General features: G+C 70.7%; 6 protein-coding genes and 1 pseudogene. 6 read left to right on the top strand and 1 reads right to left on the bottom strand.

The features are described from left to right. Positions 1 to 1,189: alpha-glucan family phosphorylase (glgP, locus tag JWN97_RS18255; RefSeq protein WP_297626112.1), on the bottom strand; the 1,189-nt coding region annotated here is incomplete at its 3' end. A 93-nt stretch (positions 1,190 to 1,282) separates the two neighbouring features. Here glgP and JWN97_RS18260 point away from each other — a divergent pair. From JWN97_RS18260 to JWN97_RS18285, 6 genes and pseudogenes are all read left to right on the top strand, one after another. Next, positions 1,283 to 5,134 carry a M36 family metallopeptidase gene (locus JWN97_RS18260; protein ID WP_297626115.1) on the top strand — a complete coding sequence of 1,284 codons (3,852 nt, stop codon included), beginning with the start codon at positions 1,283 to 1,285 and terminating at the stop codon, positions 5,132 to 5,134. Positions 5,135 to 5,201: 67 nt separating this feature from the next. Further along, positions 5,202 to 7,196, top strand: a complete 1,995-nt coding sequence (locus tag JWN97_RS18265; RefSeq protein WP_297626118.1) for an alpha-1,4-glucan--maltose-1-phosphate maltosyltransferase — start codon at positions 5,202 to 5,204, stop codon at positions 7,194 to 7,196. Between the two features lie 23 nt (positions 7,197 to 7,219). Continuing rightward, positions 7,220 to 8,959, top strand: coding sequence for a maltose alpha-D-glucosyltransferase (gene treS, locus JWN97_RS18270; RefSeq protein WP_297626125.1), 1,740 nt, complete (start codon positions 7,220 to 7,222; stop codon positions 8,957 to 8,959). Beyond that, positions 8,956 to 10,380, top strand: a complete 1,425-nt coding sequence (locus JWN97_RS18275) for a hypothetical protein (RefSeq protein ID WP_297626120.1) — start codon at positions 8,956 to 8,958, stop codon at positions 10,378 to 10,380. The genes treS and JWN97_RS18275 overlap by 4 nt, the downstream gene beginning before the upstream one ends. Beyond that, positions 10,377 to 11,615, top strand: coding sequence for a 1,4-alpha-glucan branching enzyme (gene glgB, locus JWN97_RS18280; protein ID WP_297626123.1), 1,239 nt, complete (start codon positions 10,377 to 10,379; stop codon positions 11,613 to 11,615). Before JWN97_RS18275 ends, glgB begins: the two co-directional genes overlap by 4 nt. Beyond that, positions 11,507 to 11,970 (top strand): annotated as a pseudogene (locus JWN97_RS18285) (1,4-alpha-glucan branching enzyme); the annotation flags it as partial. The gene glgB and the pseudogene JWN97_RS18285, both read left to right, overlap by 109 nt.

Here is an 11,970-nt window from a genome sequence, read left to right on the forward strand (position 1 = left end):
CGTTGAACATGCGCCGGCTGACCTCGCCGTGCAGTTTGGACACGCCGTTGGCGTGCTGGCCGAGGCGCAGACCCATGATCGCCATGTTGAAGACATCCGGAGACCCGCCGGGGTAGCTCTCCGCACCGAGGCCGAGCAGGTCGTCGACGGCCACGCCGGGCAACAGGTCGGTCTCGAAGTAGTGCCGCACGAGCGACGTCTCAAACCGGTCGATCCCAGCCGCGACAGGGGTGTGGGTGGTGAAGACAGTGCCGGCCCTGGCCACCTGCAGTGCCTCGGCGAAGCTGAGCCCCTCGCCGATCAGGCTGGAGATGCGCTCGAGGCCCAGGAAGCCGGCGTGGCCCTCGTTGGTGTGGAACACCTCCGGCTCGGGTCGGCCGTTCAGGGTGCTCCACAGCCGCACGGCCCGAGCCCCGCCGATGCCCAGCAACAGCTCCTGCAAAAGGCGGTGTTCCCCACCGCCGCCGTAGAGCCGGTCGGTCACCTGGCGGAGTTCGTCGGAGTTCTCCGGGATGTCCGTGTCCAGCATCAGTAGTCGGATGCGGCCGACCTTGGCCTCCCACACCCTGGCGTGCATGGTCCGGTCGTCCGGCAGGGCCAGCGACACCTGCACCGGCGAGCCGTCGGCCCGGCGCAGCACCGACAACGGCAGGCCGTCGGGGTCAAGAAGCGGATAGCTCTCCAGCTGCCAGCCGTCGCTGGAGATGGCCTGGCTGAAGTAGCCGGCCTTGTAGAACAGGCCAACGCCGACCAGGGGAACACCGAGGTCGGAGGCGCTCTTGAGATGATCGCCGGCGAGGATGCCGAGGCCGCCGGAGTACTGCGGCAGCACCGCTGCGATGCCGTACTCGGGTGAGAAGTAGGCGATCGAGCGGGGCGCGTCGTCACCCGCCTTGCGGGCGTACCAGCGGTCCTCGGAGAGGTAGCGCTGCAGGTCGGCGTGCGCGGCATCGAGCCGGGCGCGGAAGTCGGCGTCGTCGACCAGCTGGTCGAGCCGCTCGCGCCCGACGGCGCCGAGGAAGCGCACCGGGTCCCCCTGCACGTCCCGCCACACCTGCGGGTCGATGGACGAGAACACGTCCTGGGCCGGGGGGTGCCACGACCAACGAAGGTTGCCCGCCAGGACGGACAGGGCTCCCAGGGGCTCGGGCAGGACAGGGCGGACGGTGAATCGTCTGAACGCGCGCACGATCCAGCACGCTAGGGCATTTCTTGGATCGATCCAACCCCGACGTCCTCAACTGATGAGTAACCTGCCCGCCACCGCGGCGTTGAGGGGGTCATGACCCCGCCCCGCCACCCTCTCGGCCGCACGATCCTCGCGGCCGCATCGCTCCTCGCGATCTCCACGCTCTCCGCGATCGCCGGACCGGCCACCGCCGAGTCCTCCCCGGGACAGCAGTCGGTCACCCCCGGCCCGACGCCGGGCGACGTCCGCACGCTCGGCGACCCGGTCGCCGGCCCGAAGGACGTCGACCGTCGCGGCACCGCCCTCCCGACCCCGGCCCAGCGCCGGGCGGTCGCCGCGCTCGGCGACGTGACCGCCCGGTGGGGCTCGTTCGGCACGCCCGCCTCCATCCTGCCGGCGAGCGGGAGCCTCGGCCCCGCCCCCGGCGCTCCCGTCGACGCGGCCCGCGCATGGATGCGCGACCACGCCGACGTCTTCGGGATGTCGGCGTCCGACGTGGACGCACTGGTCCTGGTGAGCTCCCAGAAGCTCGCGCAGTCCGATGCCCGGGCCGTGCTGCTGCGCCAGGACTTCGGTGGCGTGGCCCCCGCCCTCGGTGGGCTCGTCACCATCGGCGTGGCCGACGGCCGGGTTGCCTACGTCTCGTCCTCCCTCGCGCGCACGACGGGTGCGATGCCTGCGCCCACCCTGACGCCCTTGCAGGGGTGGCTGAAGGCGGCCACCGACCTCTCCGTCGGTGTCGCCCCGGCCCAGGTCTCCTCGATCGCCCGGTCGGTCAGCGACGGCTGGACCCGCCTGCAGGTCCCGGGCTTCGCCCAGGAGCAGCAGGTGCGCCTGCGGGCGCTGCCGATGGCCGACGGCTCGGTCCGCCCCGTGCTCGAGGCCAACGTGGTCAACGTCGCCGGCGGCGCCTCGCTGGCTTTCACCACGCTGGTCCACGGCGTCACCGGCGAGGTGCTCGCGCGCCACAACAAGACGGACAACTTCGCCTACAACGACGTCTTCACCGGTGCCGTGACGGCCGAGGCCTGCGGGCCCAAGCACCCCTTCGAGCTCGAGGACGACCTCACCCGCACGATCACCGCGGTCGCCACCGGCATCCCGACCGACGACTTCGTCGTCAAGATCTTCCGCGGCGACACCCTGCTCGTCACGGGTGACACAGCGACCAACCCCGAGGTGGCGACGTACTCCTCGCAGTCGATCCCCAGCGGCACCTACTCCGCGCAGGTCTGCCCCTTCGACGCGGCGTCGGTGGTCGTCGGCCAGTACGCCCTCGCGGTGAGCAGCAGCGACACCGCCGCCCCGGGCACGGGCGACCTGACCACCGACCCGAGGTGGCGTTACTTCCCCGCCAACCCGACCCTCGACTCGACCGAGGAGACCCCGACCAACTCGGTCGTGGGCTGCTGGACGCTCGGCGACCCCTCGTGCACCACCCCGCCCGGCGCGCTCGACAACGTCGCGGCATTCGGACCGTGGGACACGGTCGGCGCGCTGCCGACCCTCACCACCGTCGGCAACAACGCCAACACCCACGAGGCGTGGGCCAGCCCCCTGACCCCCGGCGGCCTCGCGCAGGCTCCGGTCTCGCCGACGCGCGAGTACACGAAGGAGTTCGAGGACCGCTGGAACAACAGCCGGTGCGACGTCGCGCAGCTCGTCCCGGGCGGCAACGACATCGAGGCGTCGGTCGGCAACCTGTTCGTCGCGCACAACCGGATGCACGACTACTCCTACTACCTGGGCTTCACCGAGGAGAACTACAACCTCCAGCTCGACAACGGCAGCCGTGGCGGCGTGGCCGGCGACCAGGAGGTCGGCAACGCGCAGGCGGGCGCCGTCTCGGGCGGCAGCCCGACCTTCCAGGGCCGTGACAACGCCAACCAGATCGCCTTGCAGGACGGCGTCCCGGGCATCACCAACCAGTACCTCTTCGAGCCGATCGCCGGCGCGTTCTACGCCCCCTGCACCGACGGCGGCCTCGACATGGGCATCGTCGCACACGAGTACACCCACGCCATCAGCAACCGCATGATCGGCGGTCCCGACGAGGGCATCACCTCCGAGCAGGGCGGCGCGATGGGCGAGGCGTGGGGCGACCTGGTCGCCGGCGAGTACCAGTTCGCCCACGGCTACAGCAACGGCGGCAACGTCTGGGCCGTCGGTGCCTACGCCACCGGCAACACCGAGACCGCGATCCGCGACTACTCGATCGACGAGAACCCGCTCAACTACTCCGACTACGGCTTCGACACCACCGGCGCCGAGGTCCACGCCGACGGCGAGATCTGGAACGGGACGATGTGGGAGGTCCGTCAGGCCCTCGTCGAGAAGTACGACGCCCAGTTCCCCTACGACGACCAGGCGCTCCAGCTCCAGTGCGCCGACGCGACCGCCACCAGCACGCCTCGCCCGGCCGACGCCTGCCCCGGCAACCGCCGGTGGGTGCAGCTCATGTTCGACGCGTTCCTGCTCCAGCAGGGCTCCACGTCGATGCTGGACGCCCGTGACGCCATGATCGCCGCCGACCAGATGCGCTTCGGCGGGGCGAACAGGGACGTCCTGTGGGCGGCCTTCGCCCGGCGCGGCATGGGTGTCGACGCCTCGGTCGTCGACGCCGACGACAGCGAGCCGACGCCGAGCTTCGCCACCCCGACGGGCCCGAGCTCGCCGATCACCTTCGCCACGACCGGCAAGGCGTCGATCTTCGTCGGCGACTACGAGGCTCGGGTGACCCCGGTCGCCGACACCGACCCCGCGAGCCCCCTGGGCGACACCGCCGCCTTCACCCCGGGCACCTACCGGATGGTGGCGGTCTCGCCCGATCGCGGCCTGACCCGCTGGACGATGACGGTCCTCGCCGACGGCGCGGCGCGCACGGAGACCATCGGCGACGTCGTCAACCTCGCCAGTGCAGCCGCGGGCGGCTCCGTCATCGGTGCCACCGAGGGATCCCTCAACGCCGAGGCCCTCATCGACGGCACCGAGGCCACCAACTGGGGCGGCGTCACCGCCGAGCAGGTCGACGAGTCGCACCCGTCCGTGTCGGTCGACCTCGCCGGCGACGTCTCCACGGTGAGGCGGGTCCAGGTGAGCGCCTACCTCACCCCGGCGCCCGCATCGTCGTCCGAGCTCCCCTTCGCCCAGGAGGACCCGGACTCGGGCTCGCGCTTCACCGCCCTGCGCCAGTTCGCCCTCGAGGCGTGCACCGCGGACTGTGCGTCGGGCAGCGCCACGTGGAGCCGCTTCTACGTCTCCCCCGCCGACGCGTTCCCGAGCGGGCTGCCGCGGCCCGTCGCGCCGACGCTCACCATGCGGGCGTTCGACGTGCCCGACACCCCGGCGGCCGCCGTACGGCTGGTGACGCTGGAGAACCAGTGCACCGGTCAGGAGGCGTACGCCGGCCAGCAGACCGCCAGCGCGACCGTGCTGACCGACTGCAAGGAGGGCTCGGACCGGGGCACCATCGTGCACGCCAGCGAGCTCCAGGTCTTCGGCGCCGACGCCACCCTGCCCGAGCAGCCCGCCCCGCCCGGCACCGACGGCGGCACGGGCGGCGGAGGCGGGGGCACGGGGACCACCACCGTGCCGACCCCCACGCCCACCACGACGACGACCCCCACGCCGACGACCACGCGGGTGCGTCCCACGGTCTCGCTGAGGGTGCTGCGCAAGTTCCAGACCGTGCGCAACGCGGCGCCGAAGCTGGTCGTCACCGTCTCCTCGGAGGACGTGGCACCCGCGGCCGGGCGCCTGGTGGTCGTGGTCGACGGCGTGAAGTGGCGCACGTTCAGCACGACGACGGGTCGGCGCTCGATCCTCCTCACGAGGACGCTCAACCGGGGCCGTCACACCATCCGGGTGCGCTTCCGGCCGGCCGACCGCGCCGCGTTGCGTCCCGCCCGCTCGCACGTCAAGCGCGTCGTCGTCACCGGCCGCTGAGTCAAAGGGGTGAGACCGCATCCGTCGCGGGTTGCGTCCGCGACCCAACCTTCGCAAGTGTGGGGCCATGGTTGGACGCATACCCGTGATGGATGTTTCACCGGTCGTCGACCTCGGTCGACAGTCGGCCAAGGCGACCGTGGGCGAACCGATGCCGGTCCGGGCGACCGTCTTCCGTGAGGGTCACGACCAGCTCGGGGCCGAGGTGGTGGCGATCGACCCGGCCGGGGAGCGACGTGCCCCGGTCCGGATGCACCTCGAGGGCGACCAGCCCGACCGCTACCTCGCCCACGTCACCCCCGACACCGAGGGCGAGTGGACCTTCGAGATCCAGTCGTGGTCCGACCCGATCGCGACCTGGCAGCACGACGGCGGCATCAAGATCCCGGCCGGCGTCGACGTGGAGCTCATGTTCACCGAGGCCACGCTGCTGCTCGAGCGCGTCGCCGCCCGCACAGGTCCTGAGGCGCTCGACGGGGCCTCGGCCGCCCTGGTCGCCGGCGCGCTGGCCGCCGCGAGCGACACCACCCGCCCGGTAGGCGCGCGCCTCGCGGCGCTGCAGGACCCCGAGCTGGACGCCGTGCTGCAGGCGCACCCGCTGCGCGAGATGACCTCGGTGAGCGGGCCCTACCGCTTCCGCGCGGACCGCACCCGCGCGCTGTTCGGGAGCTGGTACGAGTTCTTCCCGCGCTCCGAGGGCGCCACCCGCGACGAGAAGACCGGCAAGGTCACCACCGGCACGTTCCTCACCGCCATGGAGCGGCTGGACCGGGTCGCCGAGATGGGCTTCGACGTCGTCTACCTCCCGCCGATCCACCCGATCGGCGAGGTCAACCGCAAGGGACCCAACAACACGCTCACGCCCGGCCCCGAGGACACCGGCTCCCCGTGGGCGATCGGGAGCAAGGACGGCGGGCACGACGCCATCCACCCCGATCTCGGCACGTTCGCCGACTTCGACGCGTTCGTGGCGCGCGCCGGCGAGCTGGGCCTCGAGGTCGCCCTCGACCTGGCGCTGCAGGCCGCGCCGGACCACCCGTGGGTCACGACCCACCCGCAGTTCTTCACTACGCGCGCGGACGGCACGATCGCCTACGCCGAGAACCCGCCGAAGAAGTACCAGGACATCTATCCGATCAACTTCGACAACGACCCCGCCGGCATCTGCCGCGAGGTGCTGCGCATCGTCAAGCTCTGGATGTCGCACGGCGTGCGGATCTTCCGGGTCGACAACCCCCACACCAAGCCGCTCGCCTTCTGGGAGTGGCTGCTGGCGGAGGTACGGCGCACGGACCCGGACGTGCTCTTCCTCTCCGAGGCCTTCACCAAGCCCGCGATGATGCACGGCCTCGGCGCCGTCGGCTACCACCAGAGCTACACCTACTTCACCTGGCGCACCGGCAAGCGCGAGATCGAGGACTACCTCGTCGAGGTCTCGCGCGAGTCCGACCACCTGATGCGGCCGAACTTCTTCGTCAACACCCCCGACATCCTCCACGCCTACCTGCAGTACGGCGGCCCGGCCGCGTTCAAGGTGCGAGCCGCCCTCGCCGCCACCGGATCGCCCAGCTGGGGCGTCTACGCCGGCTACGAGCTGTTCGAGCACGTGGCGGTGAAGCCGGGCTCGGAGGAGTACCTCGACTCGGAGAAGTACCAGATCCGGATCCGCGACTGGAAGAAGGTCGACGCCGAGGGCACCACCCTCGCGCCCTACCTGACCCGGCTCAACGAGATCCGCCGCGCCCACCCGGCGCTCCAGCTGCTGCGCAACGTCTCGATCCACCACAGCGACGACGACCAGGTGCTGGTCTTCAGCAAGCGCCACACGCTTCCCGACGGCACCGACGACGTCGTGCTGGTGGTCATCAACCTCGACCCCCACGGCACCCGCGAGACGATGATCCACCTCGACATGCCCGCCCTCGGCCTCGCCTGGCACGACTCGTTCGTCGCCCACGACGAGATCACCGGCGCCGACTGGAGCTGGAGCCAGCACGACTACGTCCGACTCGATCCCGGCCACGAACCCGCCCACATCATCAGCGTCAGGAGGACCCGTTGACCGAACACCCCACGTCAGCTCAGATGCCGACGGACGCCGGAGCAGCCACCGCGGTGCTCAACGCCGAACCCGACTGGTTCCGCACGGCGGTCTTCTACGAGGTGCTGGTCCGGTCCTTCCGCGACTCCAACGGTGACGGCACGGGCGACTTCAAGGGGCTCATCGAGAAGCTCGACTACCTCGAGTGGCTCGGGGTCGACTGCCTGTGGGTGCCGCCGTTCTTCACCTCGCCGTTGCGCGACGGCGGCTACGACGTCGCCGACTACAACAACATCCTCCCCGAGTGCGGCACGGTCGAGGACTTCCACGAGTTCCTCGACGCCTGCCACCAGCGCGGCATCCGGGTGATCATCGACTTCGTCATGAACCACACGAGTGACGCCCACCCGTGGTTCCAAGCCAGCCGTCGCGACCCCGACGGCCCCTACGGCGACTTCTACGTCTGGTCCGACACCGACGAGCTCTACCAGGACGCCCGGGTCATCTTCGTCGACACCGAGCCGTCCAACTGGACCTACGACCAGGAGCGCGGCCAGTACTTCTGGCACCGCTTCTTCCACCACCAGCCGGACCTCAACTTCGACAACCCCAAGGTCCACGACGCGATGCTGGACGCGATGGCGTTCTGGCTCGACATGGGCCTCGACGGGTTCCGCCTCGACGCGGTCCCCTACCTCTACGAGCGCCCCGGCACCAACGGCGAGAACCTGCCCGAGACGCACGAGTTCCTCAAGAAGTGCCGCCGCTTCGTCGACGAGAACTACCCCGGTCGCGTGCTGCTCTGCGAGGCCAACCAGTGGCCCGCCGACGTGGTGGAGTACTTCGGGCCGGAGCAGACCGAGGACGGTCGCTGGGTCGGCACCGAGTGCCACATGGCCTTCCACTTCCCGGTCATGCCGCGCATCTTCATGGCGGTGCGCCGCGAGTCGCGCTTCCCCATCTCGGAGATCCTCGAACAGACGCCCGCGATCCCCGAGGGCTGCCAGTGGGGCATCTTCCTGCGCAACCACGACGAGCTCACCCTCGAGATGGTCACCGACGAGGACCGCGACTACATGTGGTCCGAGTACGCCCATGACCCGCGGATGAAGGCCAACATCGGCATCCGGCGTCGACTGGCCCCGCTCCTCGACAACGACGTCAACCGCATGGAGCTCTTCACCGCGCTGCTGCTCTCGCTGCCCGGGTCGCCGGTCCTCTACTACGGCGACGAGATCGGGATGGGCGACAACATCTGGCTGGGCGACCGCGACGGGGTGCGTACGCCGATGCAGTGGACGCCCGACCGCAACGCGGGCTTCTCCTCCGCCACGCCCGGCAAGCTGCACCTGCCGGCCGTGCAGGACCCGATCTACGGCTACCAGTCGGTCAACGTCGAGGCGCAGCTGGAGAACACCTCCTCGCTCCTGCACTGGACCCGCCGGCTCGTGCACACCCGCCGCCGGCACCCGGCGTTCGGCCTGGGTGACTTCGTCGACCTCGGCGGCTCCAACCCGAGCGTGCTGTCCTACGTGCGTGAGCACGCCCCCTCAGGACCCGACGGTGACGACCGCGACGTGATCCTCTGCGTCAACAACCTCTCCCGCTTCCCCCAGCCGGTCGAGCTGGACCTGCGGCAGTGGGAGGGCATGGTCCCCGTCGAGCTCCTCGGCGGCGTGCCGTTCCCCGCGATCGGCGAGCTGCCCTACTTGCTCACGCTCGGCGGCTACGGCTTCATGTGGCTCAGGCTGACCGACCCGACACCTCCGGGGGTGGAGACATGAACGAGCACGTGACCAGCGAGATCGTGGGCTGGATCGGCCAGGCCCGCTGGTTCGCCGGCAAGGGCCGCGACTGGGAGCTGGGCAGCCTCCGTCGCGTGGGCGAGCTTCCCGGTGCGCCCGAGGGCCTCCGGGTCGCGATCGACATCGCCGAGGTGGCGTACGCGTCCGCCGACGGCGACGAGACCGACCTCTACCAGCTGCCTCTGGCGTTCTACGCCCAGCCGCAGGACCGGCTGTCCCACGCCCTCGTCGGCGAGTGGCACGACGACGACTTCGGCCAGGCCTTCGTCTACGACGCGCTCCACGACCGCGAGTCGATGGCGCTGTGGCTGGCGGCCTTCGCGGCCGCTGGGCGCGACTCGGCGCCACAGTCGGACGTCCGCGGCCGGCTCGGCTTCCACCGCCTGCCCGGCCACGAGTTGGACCTCGAGGCGCACTCGACGCTGTTCTCCGGCGAGCAGTCGAACTCCTCGGTCGCCTACGGCGAGGACTCGCTGATGAAGGTCTTCCGCAAGGTGACCCCCGGGGTGAACCCCGACATCGCGATCCACCAGGTGCTCACCGAGGCGGGCTCGACGCACGTCGCCTCGCTCTACGGCTGGCTGGACCTCGTCGACGAGGAGACCAACACCACGATCCAGCTGGCCATGCTCCAGCAGTTCCTCCGCACGGCCAGCGACGGCTGGGACCTGGCGCTGGCGAGCGTGCGCAACCTGTTCGCCGAGGCCGACCTGCACGCCGACGAGGTCGGCGGCGACTTCGCCGGCGAGGCGGCCCGGCTCGGCGTCGCGCTCGCCGAGGTGCACTCCGACCTGGCCGAGCACTTCCCGCTCGAGCAGCGCGACGGCGCCGCGCTCGACGAGCTGGCCGGGGCGATGGAGGGCCGGCTGAGTGCCGCCCTCGACGTCGTGCCCGACCTGGCCGCGCACGAGGCGCGCCTGCGGGAGACGTTCTCCGCGGTCCGCGGGCTCGGGCAGGTCGACGTGCAGCAGATCCACGGCGACCTCCACCTGGGCCAGACCCTGCGCACCGTCAAGGGGTGGAAGATCGTCGACTTCGAGGGCGAGCCGGCCAAGCCGCTCGCCGAGCGCCTCAAGCCCGACTCGGTGTGGCGCGACGTGGCGGGCATGATCCGCTCCTTCGACTACGCACCACGCGTCGTGGCCATGACCGGCGCCGGGGTCGACACCGGCCCGGAGGCCGAGCAGCGCAGGTACCGGGCCTCGGAGTGGTCGGCGCGCAACCGCGCCGCCTTCCTCGAGGCCTACGCCACCCAGGGCGGGGAGGGCCTGGACAGTGCGGCCCGTACCCTGCTCGACGCCTACCTCGCGGACAAGGTCGTCTACGAGGCGGTCTACGAAGCACGCAACCGTCCAGGGTGGCTGTCCATCCCGCTCGCAGCCTTGGGAGAGACGAGATGACCGACATGACGAACACGCAGCACGCCCCCGGTGAGCTCGACCTGCACCTGATCGGCGAGGGGCGCCACGAGGAGCTCTGGAAGGTCCTCGGCGCCCAGGTCTCGACGAGCCCGACCGGCGAGGTGACCGGGACGTCGTTCCGCGTCTGGGCACCGAACGCCCTGGAGGTCCAGGTCGCCGGAGAGTGGGCCGGCTGGGACGGATCCGCCCACCCGATGACACGTCTCGACGGCTCGGGCGTCTGGCACGTCCACGTCGAGGGCGCGGGAGTCGGCTCGCAGTACAAGTACCGGCTCCGCGGCGCCGACGGCCAGTGGGCCGACCGCGCCGACCCGCTCGCCCAGTACGCCGAGAAGCCGCCGAGCTCCGCGTCGCGGGTCTGGCGCTCCGAGCACGTCTGGGGCGACGACGCGTGGCTCGAGTCCCGGCGCACCAGCCAGCCGGTCAACGAGGCGATGTCGACCTACGAGGTGCACCTGGCCTCGTGGCGCAAGCACCTCGGCCGCGGTGACGGCAACGAGGCCCTCTACTCGTGGGACGACATCGCCGACTCGCTCGTGCCCTACGTCTCCGACCTCGGCTTCACGCACGTGGAGTTCATGCCGGTCATGCAGCACCCGTTCGGCGGCTCGTGGGGCTACCACGTGACGTCGTACTTCGCTCCCGACGCGCGCTTCGGCGACCCCGACGGCCTCAAGCGCCTGATCGACCGGCTGCACCAGGCCGGCATCGGCGTGATCCTCGACTGGGTGCCCGGTCACTTCGCCACCGACGAGTGGGCCCTGGCCCGCTTCGACGGGACACCGCTCTACGAGGACCCCAACCCGCAGCGCGGGTGGCACAAGGAGTGGGGCTCCCACATCTTCAACTTCGGGCGCCCCGAGGTCCGCAACTTCCTCTACGCCAACGCGGTCTACTGGCTCGAGGAGTACCACGCCGACGGGCTCCGGGTCGACGGGGTGGCGTCGATGCTCTACCTCGACTACGCCCGCGAGCACGGCGAGTGGTCGCCCAACAAGCACGGGGGCCGCGAGAACCTCGAGGCCGTCCAGTTCCTCCAGGAGATGAACGCGACCGTCTACAAGCGCATCCCCGGCATCGTCACGATCGCCGAGGAGTCGACGGCGTGGCCTCGATGCTCTACCTCGACTACGCCCGCGAGGCCGGCGAGTGGTCGCCCAACATCCACGGCGGCCGGGAGAACCTCGAGGCCGTGCAGTTCCTCCAGGAGATGAACGCCACCGTCTACAAGCGGGTCCCCGGCATCGTCACCATCGCCGAGGAGTCCACCGCCTGGCCGGGCGTCACGGGACCGACCAGCCAGGGCGGTCTGGGGTTCGGCTTCAAGTGGAACATGGGCTGGATGCACGACTCCCTCGACTACGTCTCCAAGGACCCGCTCTACCGCAGCCACCACCCCGGGGAGATGACCTTCTCCCTGGTCTACGCGTTCGCGGAGAACTACGTCCTGCCGATCAGCCACGACGAGGTCGTCCACGGCAAGGGCTCCCTCCTGCGCAATATGCCGGGCGACCGCTGGAAACAGCTGGCCAACCTGCTCGCCTACCTGGCCCTGATGTGGGCGCTCAC

It is taken from the genome of Nocardioides sp. (assembly GCF_025965415.1).
Classification (GTDB): domain Bacteria; phylum Actinomycetota; class Actinomycetes; order Propionibacteriales; family Nocardioidaceae; genus Nocardioides.

Bases quoted from the DNA above. Each gene is read 5' to 3' on its own strand.
- glgB (WP_297626123.1), top strand. From the start codon at position 10,377: ATGACCGACATGACGAACACGCAGCACGCCCCCGGTGAGCTCGACCTG.
- JWN97_RS18275 (WP_297626120.1), top strand. From the start codon at position 8,956: ATGAACGAGCACGTGACCAGCGAGATCGTGGGCTGGATCGGCCAGGCC.
- JWN97_RS18260 (WP_297626115.1), top strand. From the start codon at position 1,283: ATGACCCCGCCCCGCCACCCTCTCGGCCGCACGATCCTCGCGGCCGCA.
- JWN97_RS18265 (WP_297626118.1), top strand. From the start codon at position 5,202: ATGGTTGGACGCATACCCGTGATGGATGTTTCACCGGTCGTCGACCTC.
- treS (WP_297626125.1), top strand. From the start codon at position 7,220: ATGCCGACGGACGCCGGAGCAGCCACCGCGGTGCTCAACGCCGAACCC.